Origin of the sequence: Pseudomonas sp. KBS0707 (genome assembly GCF_005937945.2) — a bacterium.
GTDB classification, from domain to species: Bacteria; Pseudomonadota; Gammaproteobacteria; order Pseudomonadales; family Pseudomonadaceae; genus Aquipseudomonas; species Aquipseudomonas amygdali.
The window spans coordinates 4,248,244-4,261,144 of record NZ_CP041754.1 but is presented as its reverse complement, the minus strand read 5'-3'; the positions used below and the strand labels follow the sequence as shown (position 1 = coordinate 4,261,144).

At 55.6% G+C, this 12,901-nt stretch carries 12 protein-coding genes and 2 tRNA genes; 8 read left to right on the top strand and 6 right to left on the bottom strand.

Features of this window, described 5'->3' with window-relative positions:
- Positions 1-155 precede the first annotated feature (155 nt).
- Positions 156-232 (bottom strand) — tRNA-Met (locus FFH21_RS20210).
- A 231-nt stretch (positions 233-463) separates the two neighbouring features.
- Positions 464-540: transfer RNA gene (locus tag FFH21_RS20205), tRNA-Met, on the bottom strand.
- A gap of 260 nt (positions 541-800) precedes the next feature.
- Here FFH21_RS20205 and dinB point away from each other — a divergent pair.
- On the top strand, positions 801-1,862 hold the full coding sequence (dinB, locus tag FFH21_RS20200) for a DNA polymerase IV (protein WP_002554670.1): 1,062 nt from the start codon (positions 801-803) through the stop codon (positions 1,860-1,862).
- A 39-nt stretch (positions 1,863-1,901) separates the two neighbouring features.
- On the opposite strand, the gene FFH21_RS20195 is transcribed toward dinB, so the two are convergent.
- From FFH21_RS20195 to FFH21_RS20185, 3 genes are all read right to left on the bottom strand, one after another.
- The gene (locus FFH21_RS20195; protein ID WP_004657913.1) at positions 1,902-2,858 is read right to left on the bottom strand and encodes a hypothetical protein; all 957 of its coding nucleotides are present in this window, start codon (positions 2,856-2,858) and stop codon (positions 1,902-1,904) included.
- Between the two features lie 70 nt (positions 2,859-2,928).
- Positions 2,929-4,644 carry a proline--tRNA ligase gene (locus FFH21_RS20190; protein WP_002554668.1) on the bottom strand — a complete coding sequence of 572 codons (1,716 nt, stop codon included), beginning with the start codon at positions 4,642-4,644 and terminating at the stop codon, positions 2,929-2,931.
- A 171-nt stretch (positions 4,645-4,815) separates the two neighbouring features.
- Complete coding sequence (locus FFH21_RS20185; RefSeq protein WP_004657910.1) at positions 4,816-6,138, bottom strand: OprD family porin; 1,323 nt, start codon at positions 6,136-6,138, stop codon at positions 4,816-4,818.
- 864 nt (positions 6,139-7,002) lie between these two features.
- Here FFH21_RS20185 and FFH21_RS20175 point away from each other — a divergent pair.
- Both FFH21_RS20175 and FFH21_RS20170 read left to right on the top strand, forming a co-directional pair.
- Positions 7,003-7,434, top strand: a complete 432-nt coding sequence (locus FFH21_RS20175; RefSeq protein ID WP_004657909.1) for an HIT domain-containing protein — start codon at positions 7,003-7,005, stop codon at positions 7,432-7,434.
- A complete protein-coding gene (locus tag FFH21_RS20170) occupies positions 7,431-7,637 on the top strand; it encodes a SlyX family protein (RefSeq protein WP_002554665.1) in 207 nt (68 codons plus the stop codon). The genes FFH21_RS20175 and FFH21_RS20170 overlap by 4 nt, the downstream gene beginning before the upstream one ends.
- Before the next feature lie 65 nt (positions 7,638-7,702).
- Here the strand turns inward: FFH21_RS20170 and FFH21_RS30870 are convergent, their stop codons facing one another.
- The gene (locus FFH21_RS30870; RefSeq protein WP_032704264.1) at positions 7,703-8,311 is read right to left on the bottom strand and encodes a cold-shock protein; all 609 of its coding nucleotides are present in this window, start codon (positions 8,309-8,311) and stop codon (positions 7,703-7,705) included.
- Positions 8,312-8,769: 458 nt separating this feature from the next.
- Here FFH21_RS30870 and FFH21_RS20155 point away from each other — a divergent pair, with 458 nt between their 5' ends.
- The 5 genes from FFH21_RS20155 to FFH21_RS20135 all read left to right on the top strand — a co-directional run bounded on the left by FFH21_RS20155 (position 8,770) and on the right by FFH21_RS20135 (position 12,857).
- Complete coding sequence (locus FFH21_RS20155; protein WP_003314356.1) at positions 8,770-9,243, top strand: Dps family protein; 474 nt, start codon at positions 8,770-8,772, stop codon at positions 9,241-9,243.
- 12 nt (positions 9,244-9,255) lie between these two features.
- Positions 9,256-9,561, top strand: a complete 306-nt coding sequence (locus FFH21_RS30035; RefSeq protein WP_155007517.1) for a hypothetical protein — start codon at positions 9,256-9,258, stop codon at positions 9,559-9,561.
- Between the two features lie 32 nt (positions 9,562-9,593).
- Entirely contained in the window at positions 9,594-9,938 is a 345-nt protein-coding gene (locus FFH21_RS20145) for a ribbon-helix-helix domain-containing protein (protein ID WP_005746541.1), read from the top strand.
- A 280-nt stretch (positions 9,939-10,218) separates the two neighbouring features.
- A complete protein-coding gene (gene aspS / locus FFH21_RS20140; protein WP_011169276.1) occupies positions 10,219-11,994 on the top strand; it encodes an aspartate--tRNA ligase in 1,776 nt (591 codons plus the stop codon).
- A 116-nt stretch (positions 11,995-12,110) separates the two neighbouring features.
- A complete protein-coding gene (locus FFH21_RS20135) occupies positions 12,111-12,857 on the top strand; it encodes a YebC/PmpR family DNA-binding transcriptional regulator (protein ID WP_004657903.1) in 747 nt (248 codons plus the stop codon).
- The last annotated feature ends 44 nt before the right edge of the window (positions 12,858-12,901 follow it).

Here is a 12,901-nt window from a genome sequence, read left to right as displayed (position 1 = left end):
CTGTCGTCAATGAAAGCATTACGTTACAGATGTGATGATAGGGTTTCAAAGGGCTTGGAAAATAGTCTTTTTTCTCAGGCAGTTAGCGGTCGCCTGAAATGTTTTTTCACCGGAAACAAAAAAGGCCACTCTTTCGAGTAGCCTTTCTTGATGTTTGGTTGCGGGAGCCGGATTTGAACCGACGACCTTCGGGTTATGAGCCCGACGAGCTACCAGACTGCTCCATCCCGCGTCTGTGTGGCGGCATTCTACAGCCGAACGCTGAAGTGTCAACCCTTAATCTTGAAAGCAGGCAAATGAGTAGCAGATTGTGCACCTTTGCCAATGATGCTGCCTTTTTTGCGCCTCAATGTGAAAGCGCTGATCAGGCTGCAATGAAGGGGTGTCAGTGGCAGGGCATGAGAAGGTACTTTTAACGCAGGCACAAAAAAGGCCACTCTTTCGAGTAGCCTTTTTTGATGTTTGGTTGCGGGAGCCGGATTTGAACCGACGACCTTCGGGTTATGAGCCCGACGAGCTACCAGACTGCTCCATCCCGCGTCTGTGTGGCGGAATTATACAGAGAGATGGCGGGGTGTCAATGGTTAGTTTTAAAAAAGTGCTTTTTCTTCAATTGGTTAGCGCCGCCGCTGATGAGTTTTTTCGGCTCTGACGCCTGTATGGCGGGGCTCCGCAGTTTTTTCGACCACGCGTCAGGGACTTTTCACTGCTTTTCACGGCGACCTTTTGCATCACTGGATGTTACTTGCCGGTACGAATGAGATACTGCTCAGCCATTGATTGCAAAATCCCATCAGGTCATGACGCAGCGCAAAATCATCCATATCGACTGTGACTGCTTTTATGCAGCCATTGAAATGCGTGACGAGCCCGAACTCGCTGGCAAGCCGCTGGCGGTGGGGGGCTCTGCAGAGCGGCGCGGGGTGATTGCGACCTGTAATTATGAGGCGCGCGCTTATGGGGTGCGTTCAGCCATGTCATCCCGGCATGCACTCAAGCTCTGCCCGGACCTGACCATCGTCAAGCCGCGCATGGAGGCTTATAAGGAGGCGTCACGGGAAATCCATACGATATTCCGGGATTACACCGACCTTATAGAGCCTTTGTCTCTGGATGAGGCGTTCCTCGACGTATCGGATGCAGGGCACTTTTCCGGCAGCGCCACGCGTATCGCCCAGGACATCCGTCGCCGGGTCTCGAATCAGCTGCACATCACGGTTTCGGCGGGCGTCGCGCCGAACAAATTTCTGGCCAAGATCGCCAGCGACTGGAAAAAGCCCAACGGTTTGTTCGTCATTACTCCGGATCAGGTCGAGGATTTCGTCGCCTCTTTGCCCGTTACCAAACTCCACGGCGTCGGGAAAGTCACTGCAGACAAGCTGGGGCGGCTGGGCATTGTCGACTGTGCCGACCTGCGAGGCCGCAGCAAGCTTGCGCTGGTCCGTGAGTTTGGCAGCTTCGGTGAGCGTCTCTGGAGTCTGGCGCACGGAATAGATGACCGTCCGGTGCAGAACGACAGTCGGCGTCAGTCAGTCAGCGTAGAAAATACCTACGACACGGATCTGCCTGATCTGGCTGCCTGCCTGGAAAAGCTGCCCGCGCTGCTGGAAACCCTCGGTAACCGGATGGCGAGAATGGAAGGGCAGTACCGGCCCGGCAAGCCCTTCGTCAAAGTGAAGTTTCACGACTTCACCCAGACAACTCTGGAGCAGTCCGGAGCCGGAAGGGATCTGGGCAGTTACGAACAGTTGCTGGCGCAGGCGTTTGCCCGGGGTGCCAAGCCTGTTCGGCTTCTGGGTATAGGTGTGCGTCTGCACGACCTGCGCGCAGCTCATGAACAATTGGAGTTGTTCTCGCAATAATGAAATGATCAGCTGCGGTTACAGCCGCAGCCTTTCACATTACTGGCTCTGGGCGGGAACGGCGACGAGACGGCCAGCATCTCTGGCGAGTGATTTGAGAAATTCACCCTGCAACTGCGGATCGTTGCGTGTCAGTTCAATCAGGCTCTGTTCGAGCTCGCTGGCTTCTTCTTCCAGCCCCAGGTCAGAAAGGCGTTTGACGCGATGCACCCATTGGCTGACCTCGTCATCTTCCAGATCGTCGTATATCAGTGCGTGGGCTTCCAGCAGCTTGCCGCGCAGAGAGTGGCTGATCGGCAAGCTGGCGTTCGCGTGAGCGCTGTCCTGGTCGTCTTCGACGTTGATATAAATGCGCGTGATACGGCTCAGGTCCTGTTCGGCAAAAGGACTGTCCAGCAGGTTCAGGCGCAGAACGCCGTTGCGGTCGGTGCTCATTTCATGAGTTTCGTTACCGGCCTTGACCATCACCGGGCGTTCATTCCACGGCAGCGTGGAGTTCTCGATCCGTTTGTCTTTCTGGACTTCGTCAATGCTCGCCAGATTCTGCTGGGCGCGCCCGTGAGAGGGGGCGTTCATGAACGGGTTCAGACCTGCCACACCGTAGTGAATCCAGTCCCGGGTCATGCTTTCCGGCAAATTGCCCAGTGCAAACACGTTGACCACATTCGCCCCGACGCCTGCTACAACAGCGACCGCGCCGAGCGGGATCTCGTAGATCTCCCGCCAGGGCTGGTAAGGCGTATAGCGGTCATAGTGGCGGGTGACTTCAAAATCTGTAACTTCGAACGATTTGTGCTCGTGAATCCGCACGCGGCGTTGCGGTAACTCCAGCGTTTTGGGCTCACCGATATCGACTTGCAGTGTGTGTTCGAGCAGTTTGCGTTCGACGCGCTCCTCGTGCTCACTGCGTTGTGATAGCTGATTGGCACAGCCGCCGACGAGAAACGAGCCGCAAAGGACGGCGCTGCCGAGGCTTAAGGTGCTTCGTTTGAGCATGGGATCTCTGATGCGGATTGGGCGAGTGACGAGCGGCGCACCTGTTGAAAAAACAGGTGCGCCTTTTGACTCAGCGGTTCACTTTGCCCTGGATGAACGACAGCACATCCGCGACTGCAATGGCTTGCGGTTGCGACTCGGTACGGCTCTTGTATTCCAGATTGCCTTCGGCCAGACCACGGTCGCTGACTACGATGCGATGCGGAATACCGATCAGTTCCATGTCAGCGAACTTGATGCCGGGACTGGTTTTCTTGTCGCGGTCATCGAGCAATACCTCAAAGCCGGCGGCAGTCAGCTCGGCGTACAGTTTGTCTGTCGCTTCACGAACCGCGTCTGTTTCGTAGCGCAGAGGGATCAAGGCGATCTGGAAAGGCGCCAGAGTGTCGTTCCAGATAATGCCGTTTTCGTCGCTGTTCTGTTCGATTGCGGCGGCAACCACGCGGGAAACGCCGATGCCGTAGCAACCCATCGCCAGATTGACCGGCTTGCCGTTTTCCCCCAGCACCTGGCACTTCATCGCTTCGCTGTACTTGGTGCCCAGCTGGAAGATGTGGCCCACTTCGATGCCGCGCTTGATTTCCAGCGTGCCTTTGCCGTCCGGGCTTGGGTCGCCCGCAACAACATTACGCAGGTCTGCGACGGTCGGAACCGGCAGGTCGCGTTCCCAGTTGACGCCGAAATAGTGCTTGTCATCGATATTGGCGCCGACGCTGAAGTCGCTCATCAGCTCGACCGAGCGGTCGATGATGCACGGCAGCGGCAGATTCAACGGACCCAGCGAGCCTGCGCCTGCACCGATGGCATCACGCAGTTCGGCTTCGGATGCCATCACCAACGGGCTGGCAACCTGTTCAAGCTGGCTGGCCTTGATTTCGTTGAGCTCGTGATCGCCACGGATGATCAGGGCAATCAGCTTGCCTTCTTCGGCAGCATGGACCACCAGCGTCTTGACGGTTTTCTCGATCGGCAAATCAAAACCTTCGACCAGTTGGGCGATGGTCTTGGCGTTTGGAGTATCGATCAGACGCAATTCTTCAGTAGCGGCCGGACGAGCTTTCTCACGAGGTACTGCTTCGGCTTTTTCGATGTTGGCTGCGTAATCGGAGCCATCGCTGAACACGATATCGTCTTCGCCGGATTCGGCCAGCACATGGAACTCGTGCGAGCCTGCGCCGCCAATCGAGCCGTTGTCAGCTTCGACCGGGCGGAATTTGAGGCCCAGGCGGGTGAAGATGTTGCTGTATGCCAGGTGCATGCGGTCGTAGGTGACCTGCAGCGAGGCGTGGTCAGCGTGGAACGAGTAGGCGTCTTTCATGACGAACTCGCGCCCGCGCATCAGGCCGAAGCGTGGACGGATTTCGTCACGGAATTTGGTCTGGATCTGGTACATGTTGATCGGCAGCTGTTTATAGCTGTTGAGCTCATTGCGTGCCAGATCGGTGATGACTTCTTCGTGGGTCGGGCCCAGGCAGAACTCACGGTTGTGGCGGTCGACCAGGCGCATCAGCTCCGGGCCGTATTGTTCCCAGCGACCGGATTCCTGCCAGAGTTCTGCAGGCTGAATGCCGGGCATCAGAATTTCGAGTGCGCCAGCGGCGTCCATTTCTTCACGAACAATCGCTTCGACCTTGCGCAGCACGCGCAGGCCCATGGGCAGCCAGGTGTAAAGACCGGATGCCAGTTTACGAATCATGCCAGCGCGCAGCATCAGCTGATGGCTGACCACGACCGCATCGGAAGGGGTTTCTTTCTGTGTGGCGAGCAAAAATTGACTGGTGCGCATGGTTGGCCGTTGTCGGTTGCTGAGACTGGATATGACCTGGCATTGTACGGCGGTGTTCCGGTCGCGTACAGGGCGGGGCAGGCTTGCAGAGGGTAGGGGAGTTCTTTCAGAGCCAAATGAAAAAGCCCGGCATGAGCCGGGCTTCTTCTATTAACGAGTGCTGAGCTGCGATTACAGGATCGAGATCGGGTAGTCGACAATCAGGCGGAACTCGTTGACGTCGCCTTCGCCCTGATCGGCGTTGGCGCGGTGCCATGCTTGACGTGCACGGAAGGACAAGTCCTTGGCCGGGCCGGTTTGCACTACGTATTTAGCTTCAAGGTTGGTCTCGTGGTGCTCGCCGTCTGCACCGTACAGGCCAGCGTAGGCGCTACCAGCCGGCGTTTTGGTGCCGTCGATGTCAGTACCTTTTATGTAGCGGGTCATGAAACTCAGGCCAGGAACGCCATACGGTGTCATGTTCAGGTCGTAGCGAGCCTGCCAGGACTTCTCGCCCGGACCGTTGAAGTCGGAGTACTGGATGGAGTTGTTCAGGAAGATCGAGTCGCCACCGCGGTTGTTGTCACCTATACCGATGTAGTCGAACGGGGTGTCACCGTTGATTTTCTGGAACGCCAGGGTCACGGTGTGGGCAGCAAGGAAGGAGTAAGCTGCGGAACCGGAGAACGCGGTGTTGCTGATCGAGCCGGCTTTGGCGCTGCCTTCGTCAACGGTGCGATAGATGTTCGCATCAAATGCCAGAGACTGATCTCCACCCAGTGGCAGGGCGTAGTTCACGTTACCGTAGTACTGATCCCAGATGTCTTCGAGTTTGGCTGCATAGAATGCAACACCCAGGCTGTCAGTAATAGCGTATTTGCCGCCGGCGAAGTCTGCGCTGTTGGCGCGAACAGCTGCGTAGTTGGCGAAAATGCTGCCGCCGTGACTGGTGTCATCCTGGCTGGTGCCAGAGTAGAAGTGACCAGCTTCAAGGTCCAGACCTTTGAGCTCACTGCTCTGCAGGCTGATACCGCTTGCGGTCTGAGGTAACAGACGTGAGCCGCCGACTGCGAACACTGGACTGGTCGGCTGCATGTCGCCCACTTTCAGTTCAGTTTTCGAAACGCGGAATTTGACTGCGCCGCCAGCTTTGGCCTGGGTGTCTTCGTTGTTGCCGGCAGAGTCGGTGATCAGGTTGCCCGAACCTGAATACTTGTCTGGACCCCACAGTTTCACGCCAGCGTAGGCGAATGCCTCAACGCCGACACCAATGGTGCCTTGGGTATAGCCGGTGCTGAAGTTGGCCCAGATACCTTGGGTCCAGTCGCGATCATCATCTGCGCCTGCTTTTTTGTCACGGTTGTAATAGTAATTGCGCAACTTCAGGTCAAGCGTGCTGCCTTCCACAAAGCCCTTGGCATCAGCCTGATCGCTGACGAAAGGTGCCGCTGTTGCCAGTTGGGTGCTGGCTGCCGTAACGGCCAGTGCGATTGCGCTCCACTTCATCACTCTCATCGTGATTGCTCCTTTGGTTTTTAGAAGATTTTTGCCGTCCACCTGTTTTTTTATCTGGACGGCTCTTTCTATTTTTGGTCGGCGGAATCTATATCACGCTGACGCTGGTTGCTATAGGTACAGCTCTATCCTTTCAGATTCTTTACGACATGGCGCCAGGCTAGCCCGTAGTGTCATCTGTGCTTGATCGAATGGATCAATACGCAGTCTGCCAAACACGTCCCCCAAGGTCGCGAGCCTTGTTTCCCTTGATGCTGTCACCCTCGTTTTCCGCCGGGGGTGGCGTGATCATATGGGTCATAAAGCAACAAGCGTGCACAAAATTTCCGAAAATTAAAAAATTTTGTGAAAAATCAGAATCAGCATCGCTTTTTTGATTTATCCATATGATTTTTATGAATATTTCAATTTTGTAAAAATATCGATGGATTTTACGTGTCAGGGTTGGGGGCGGTTCTTTCTCGCAAAAGCGTTACCCGAATCAGCTCCCTTTGAGTAGAAAACGAATGCGTTGTGTTGTTGTCGCAACAGCAGTGTGTGATTTTGGTGCAGTGCGTGCCCGGTTCGCCTGAACCTGGAGCAATGCTCTGGTTGGTCACCATGGTGAGGCTAGGGCTGTTTCATTTTCATGTACCTGAAGCAGGCAATTGTCAGGCGGCGTTTCAATGCATGAATTCATGGTTGGCGGTTGTGTGACATTAGCGAGCGTCAAATCGGTGCGGTCACCGTTATGCCGGACTCATTCTGGTGCGCATGGCGGCGGGCAGGTGAAGCGTCTTGCGAACCCTAGTATCCTGCGGACCTCGCAGCACCCTGTTACCGACAGGGCAGGTACATTCACCTGGCAGTCAGGAGTTTTTTATCGTGTTCGTTCTGGATTCTCGTCTTCAACAAGACACCTTGCCCATTGGCGACTTTCCGCTGTGCCGGTTACTGCTCTCCAATGACAGTCATTACCCGTGGTTCATTCTGGTACCGCGTCGGGCTGATATCACTGAGGTGTTTCAGTTGAGCGCTGCAGATCAGTTGCAGCTATGGCAGGAAACCAGTGTTCTGGCCAAGGTGCTGAAAGAGCTGTTCGATGCGGATAAAATCAACATTGCTGCCTTGGGCAATGTGGTCAGTCAGTTGCACATGCACGTAATTGTGCGCAATCGTGACGATGCGGCCTGGCCTGCGCCCGTGTGGGGCAAGCATGCTGCAGTTGCTTACACCGACGAGCAGTTCTCGGCAATCTGCCGGCAGCTCAGGCCGGTATTGACGAATGATTTTCGATTTGAGGAGGAGCAGTCATGAGCCTTGAAGAGCGAGTCATGGAGCTGGAAAGCCGTATGGCCTTTCAGGACGATACGATTCAGGCACTCAATGATGTGCTGGTAAAGCAGCGGCGCGAGTTTGATCATCTACAGCAGCAGATGGCTGCAATGATCAAGCGTCAGGAGGAGATGGGCAGTCAGTTCGATACCTTCGAGGAAGAAGCGCCGCCACCTCACTATTGATCTGTTGCCATAAAAAAACCGCGACTTCCTTTGGAAGGTCGCGGTTTTTTATTGCCCGAAAAAAGTCAGCGGCGGGGCAGGGCTGCAATAACGTCTTCGGCCTGCAGGCCTTTGTCGCGGTTCATCACGGAAAACTCGACGCGTTGGCCTTCGACCAGTACGCGATGGCCTTCACCGCGAATGGCACGAAAATGCACAAAAATATCGTCGCCGGAATCCCGGGAGATAAAGCCGAAGCCCTTGGAGGTGTTGAACCACTTTACGGTGCCAGTATCACGATTTCCCATGTCGTGGTTTTGAGGTGCGGAGGATGGAGTGTAAGACCTGTAAAAGCTGACGCCCAGGTGCAAGGCGACGGCCACGATGGCGATGCTCAGGCTAACCAGAATTGCCGGTTGGCTTGCGATGCCGGGCAGAGGAACAAGCAAGGTCAGCGTTTGTACTATTACCGCAATGACAAGCAGGGCACTGACCAGATTTTGCAGATTATGACGTGGGCCTCGATTCCAGTAAGGGATTACCGGAGCGAGTATCAGGTTAAGCAGCCCGAGAAATGCCAGGCAGATGGCGTCAGGGTTTTGCAGGTAGAGAGAGACCGCTTCACTACGCAGGCTAGGTATGAAAGAGAGCAACAGGGCTGCTGCTCCCGTTACCAGATGGACGATTTTCAACATTTTAAAAAGCTCACATGCAAGAAGGATTACAAGAAATAGCTGGTAACGCCCGGTACGCTTCTGAACAAGATGAGGCGTGATGCACGGGCGCAGGGCCAGCCTATGCGCCAGCGCTGAATGGCAACTCGTTGGCGACACGTCGTGTATTTAACAGCAAAGCCTGATGCTACTCAAATCAGCAATCAATAACGGCCCTCCTGCCTGCCCTGCTTTGATAGCCCGTGCCGCTACAGGGGTTGAAACAGAGCGTTCAGGCTGGTTTTGCTGATGACTATTGAGGAAGTGCAGGAATTTTCTGTCCGTGGCACCTGTGGTGACGCGTCGCAAAGCACCCTGGTACGTCCATGAATCGTTGCAGGCTTGTGGCATCGACCCAACGGAAAGCTGCGCCATTCGGGTTCTCTTGATAGAGTAGTGGTCTTTACTGCTTTTCAATCCTCACTAAAAGGGCATGAAACATGGCAATCGATATTGGTATCAGTGAAGAGGATCGCAAGTCGATCGTGGACGGTCTGTCGCATCTGCTGTCGGATACTTATGTGCTTTACCTCAAGACTCACAACTTTCACTGGAATGTCAGCGGGCCGATGTTTCGCACGCTGCATTTAATGTTTGAAGAACAGTATAACGAACTGGCACTGGCGGTTGACTCTATCGCCGAGCGTATTCGTGCGTTGGGCTTTCCTGCTCCTGGCACTTATTCGACGTATGCTCGCCTGTCTTCCATCAAGGAAGAAGAGGGCGTGCCAAGTGCCGAAGATATGATCAAAAGTCTGGTTCAGGGTCAAGAGGCCGTTGTCCGTACTGCGCGTAGTATCTTTCCTCTTCTCGACAAGGTCAGCGACGAGCCGACGGCTGATCTGTTGACGCAGCGTATGCAGGTTCATGAGAAAACTGCCTGGATGTTGCGCTCGATGCTTGAGTCGAAATAACGACCGGGGCGAGTGACGCTCAGCGCCACTCGCCAGTTCCTCATGTGTTGCATTGCAGGCGGTGCCTGCCCCTTGCCTTTTTGGCCCCCCGCTGCCGGGGCATTCAGGCAGATGAAGGCTTGGTCGCCGCCTGTTATCACGCCTATCATCCAGCCATCTCCCTCGCACTTCCTCATTATCCCTTCAGGGTTAAACGATATTCCGCTGATTCCTGTAGCCATCTCCTACAGTGATAAAGTATCAGAGCGGCTGGATATAAAATCTCGAATCATGTTTTATGCATCAGGGTATTTATTTGTTTTTGAATATTTCTTTTAATGTTTAAAGTTTATGATTCGAAGGTGATCGTTATGATGTTACGAAGTGCTGAGCGAGAGCTTAAGTTTTTACATCGGGAGGTGGAAATACGCCATGACCCCTTTGTCGAAGATTTCAACATGACCCTAGCGCAGCCTCATTCCAAATCCGTTCGGCTCAATGGTCTGGCTACTTGCCTGCGCCTGGAGAACGTGTATTGGAATATTCTGTCAGGCATTGCAAGTTCCAATGAGTGTTCTGTTAATGCGGTATTGTCCTACATTGATCGAGAGGTTCACTTACGTCATGGAGGTGTAAAAAACTTCAGCGGTCTCATTCGCGTTGTCTGTGTTGCGCATCTGTTGAAGGATGCTCACGTGGAAAATACCCACGTTTAGAGTGGTCGTCATCCTCATTCCTGCAGGCCCGCCTCGACGTGCCTGCGTTTCCCTCGTAGCGCGACCGAGCTGGGGGCGGTCACGAACTTATCCGGCCGTGATAGGTTCGTTCGGCTGCACGGTGCCAATTAACTCTATATAATCCTCCGTCTTGCTAGCGGGCGTGACTCTGCGTGGGCCAGGGCTGGCTTTAGTCTTGTGCCGGTGCCGTGTACCACTGAGCGCAAGCCAGGAGCGAAAGCGCCACCGAATTCGAATTACGAGAAGTGAAAACATCATCATGATGCGCAGCCATTATTGCGGCCAACTGAACGAGAGTCTGGAAGGCCAGGAAATTACCCTTTGCGGATGGGTCCACCGTCGTCGTGACCACGGAGGCGTTATCTTCCTCGATATCCGCGACCGTGAAGGCATGGCCCAAGTCGTGTTCGACCCTGATCGTGCCGACAGCTTCGCCGCCGCAGACCGCGTGCGCAGCGAGTACGTGGTCAAGGTCGTGGGCAAGGTTCGTGCTCGTCCGGCAGGTGCCGTGAACGCGAATATGGCGTCGGGTGCCATCGAGGTTCTGGGTTACGAACTCGAAGTGCTGAACGAGTCCGAGACTCCGCCATTCCCACTGAATGAATATTCCGACGTCGGCGAGGAAACACGCCTGCGTTATCGCTTTATCGACCTGCGCCGTCCGGAAATGGCCGAGAAGCTGCGTCTGCGTTCGCGCATCACCACCAGCATCCGCCGCTATCTGGATGACAGCGGCTTTCTCGACGTCGAGACGCCGATCCTGACCCGCGCCACGCCGGAAGGTGCTCGCGACTATCTGGTTCCAAGTCGCACACACCCGGGCAGCTTTTTCGCCCTGCCGCAATCGCCTCAGTTGTTCAAGCAATTGCTGATGGTGGCTGGCTTTGACCGCTACTATCAGATCGCCAAGTGCTTCCGCGACGAAGACCTGCGTGCCGACCGTCAGCCGGAATTCACCCAGATCGACATCGAGACCAGTTTCCTCAATGAAGAGGACATCATCGGTCTGACCGAGAAGATGGTTCGTCAGCTGTTCAAGGAAGTTCTGGACCTGGAGTTCGGTGATTTCCCGCACATGACCTTCGAAGAGGCCATGCGCCGCTACGGCTCCGACAAGCCGGACCTGCGTAACCCGCTGGAACTGGTGGATGTTGCCGATCAGCTCACCGGCGTCGAGTTCAAGGTGTTCAGCGGTCCGGCCAACGACCCCAAAGGGCGTGTTGCCGCACTGCGTGTGCCGGGCGCTGCCAGCATGGCGCGCAGCCAGATCGACGACTACACAAAATTCGTCAGCATCTATGGTGCCAAAGGCCTGGCCTACATCAAGGTCAACGAACGCGCGAAGGGGCCGGAAGGCTTGCAGTCGCCGATCGTCAAGTTCATCCCGGAAGACAACCTGAACGTCATCCTTGATCGCGTGGGTGCGGTCGACGGCGATATCGTGTTCTTTGGTGCGGACAAGTTCAAGATCGTCAGCGAAGCCCTTGGTGCGCTGCGCATCAAGATCGGTAACGACCTCAAGCTGCATACGTGCGAGTGGGCACCGATGTGGGTCGTCGACTTCCCGATGTTCGAAGAAAACGACGACGGCAGCTTCACCGCGTTGCACCACCCCTTCACGGCACCCAAGTGCACGCCTGAAGAGCTGGAAGCCAACCCGGCGACGGCGCTGTCGCGTGCCTACGACATGGTGCTCAACGGTACCGAGCTGGGCGGCGGTTCGATTCGTATTCACCGCAAGGAAATGCAACAGGCGGTCTTCCGTCTGCTGGGTATCGCCGAAGACGAGCAGCAGGAGAAGTTCGGCTTCCTGCTCGATGCTTTGAAATACGGCGCACCGCCGCACGGTGGTCTGGCGTTTGGTCTGGACCGTCTGGTGATGCTGATGGCCGGCGCGCAATCGATTCGTGAAGTGATTGCGTTCCCGAAAACCCAGAGCGCCGCCGACGTCATGACCCAGGCGCCTGGCGTTGTCGATGCCAAAGCGTTGCGTGAGCTGCATATCCGTCTGCGCGAGCAGCCGAAGGCTGAGTGATGCCGGGCAGGGCGTATCGTCGATACGCCCTGTATCTGCCCTTATTGAGTGAAGCTTTTTGCCCGGTTGTTCAGGGCGAAAGGTGAAGGTGTTTCAAAAAGAATCTGGAGCGAAAAATGGCAGGTCATTCTAAGTGGGCGAACATCAAGCACCGCAAAGAGCGTCAGGATGCCAAGAAAGGCAAGATTTTCACCAAGTGGATTCGTGAGCTGACCGTTGCTGCGCGTCAGGGCGGCGGCGATCCTGGTTCCAACCCGCGTCTGCGCCTGGCGCTGGATAAGGCGCTTGGTGCAAACATGACCCGTGACACCATTGATCGTGCGGTCGCGCGAGGCGTGGGCGCATCCGACGGTGACGATGTCGAGGAACTGGGTTACGAGGGCTACGGCCCGGGCGGTGTGGCAATCATGGTCGAAACCATGACTGACAACCGTAATCGTACCGCCGCTGCCGTTCGCCATGCGTTCACCAAGTGTGGCGGCAACCTCGGTACTGACGGCTCTGTGGCTTACCTGTTCGATCGCAAGGGTCAGATTTCCTTTGCTGCCGGCGTCGATGAGGATGCCCTTATCGAGGCTGCCATGGAAGCTGACGCCGATGATGTCGTGACCAACGACGACGGTTCGATCGATGTGTTTACGTCGTTCTCCGGGTTCTATGCCGTGCGTAACGCTCTTGAGGCCGCAGGTTTCAAGGCTTCCGACGCAGAAATCGTCATGTTGCCGACAACCAGTGCAGTGCTTGATCTGGAGACCGCCGAGAAGGTCCTCAAGCTGATCGACATGCTTGAAGACCTGGATGACGTGCAGAACGTCTATTCAAACGCGGAAATTCCGGACGACGTGATGGAGCAACTGGGCTGATCGCCGACAGGTAACACCGAGTCAGAAGCCGGGGGAGCGAAGCT

What these genes read in the sequence shown, in the direction of transcription:
- FFH21_RS20190 (WP_002554668.1), bottom strand. Translation starts at nt 4,644, where the DNA reads ATGCGCACCAGTCAATTTTTGCTCGCCACACAGAAAGAAACCCCTTCC.
- FFH21_RS30870 (WP_032704264.1), bottom strand. Translation starts at nt 8,311, where the DNA reads ATGTTGAAAATCGTCCATCTGGTAACGGGAGCAGCAGCCCTGTTGCTC.
- FFH21_RS20155 (WP_003314356.1), top strand. Translation starts at nt 8,770, where the DNA reads ATGGCAATCGATATTGGTATCAGTGAAGAGGATCGCAAGTCGATCGTG.
- FFH21_RS20185 (WP_004657910.1), bottom strand. Translation starts at nt 6,138, where the DNA reads ATGAGAGTGATGAAGTGGAGCGCAATCGCACTGGCCGTTACGGCAGCC.
- FFH21_RS20195 (WP_004657913.1), bottom strand. Translation starts at nt 2,858, where the DNA reads ATGCTCAAACGAAGCACCTTAAGCCTCGGCAGCGCCGTCCTTTGCGGC.
- aspS (WP_011169276.1), top strand. Translation starts at nt 10,219, where the DNA reads ATGATGCGCAGCCATTATTGCGGCCAACTGAACGAGAGTCTGGAAGGC.
- FFH21_RS20145 (WP_005746541.1), top strand. Translation starts at nt 9,594, where the DNA reads ATGATGTTACGAAGTGCTGAGCGAGAGCTTAAGTTTTTACATCGGGAG.
- FFH21_RS20170 (WP_002554665.1), top strand. Translation starts at nt 7,431, where the DNA reads ATGAGCCTTGAAGAGCGAGTCATGGAGCTGGAAAGCCGTATGGCCTTT.
- dinB (WP_002554670.1), top strand. Translation starts at nt 801, where the DNA reads ATGACGCAGCGCAAAATCATCCATATCGACTGTGACTGCTTTTATGCA.
- FFH21_RS20135 (WP_004657903.1), top strand. Translation starts at nt 12,111, where the DNA reads ATGGCAGGTCATTCTAAGTGGGCGAACATCAAGCACCGCAAAGAGCGT.